1 pseudogene is annotated in these 355 nt (G+C 73.2%); it reads left to right on the forward strand.

Annotation, left to right across the window (positions count from 1 at the left end):
* Positions 1 to 355, forward strand: a pseudogene (locus VA603_RS00195) (energy transducer TonB); the annotation flags it as partial.

Here is a 355-nt window from a genome sequence, read left to right on the forward strand (position 1 = left end):
TAATCGCACTGCACTTGGCAGCCCTGATGATGCTTCTGATCCCGGCCGTGGCCCCGAAGGCCGCTGCGGAGAAGGAACGCAACGTCATGGTGACGCTGGTTGACGCCCCGCCGCCGCCGCCGCCACCGCCGCCGCCGCCGCCGCAGGACATCCCGCCGCCGCCGGTCAAGAACCTGGCGCCGCCGAAGCCCTCGCCGCTGCCGCCGCCGCCGGAAGCCCCGGTGATCGACGTGCCGGAACCGCGCCCGAATGACGTGGTGACGCCGCCGGCCCCGCCGGCTCCGCCCGCCCCGCCGGTCGACATCCAGGCCAGCGTGGACATCTCGTCCAAGAACATGAACCCGCCGCGTTACCC

Source organism: Stenotrophomonas capsici (assembly GCF_034961085.1).
GTDB classification, from domain to species: Bacteria; Pseudomonadota; Gammaproteobacteria; order Xanthomonadales; family Xanthomonadaceae; genus Stenotrophomonas; species Stenotrophomonas capsici.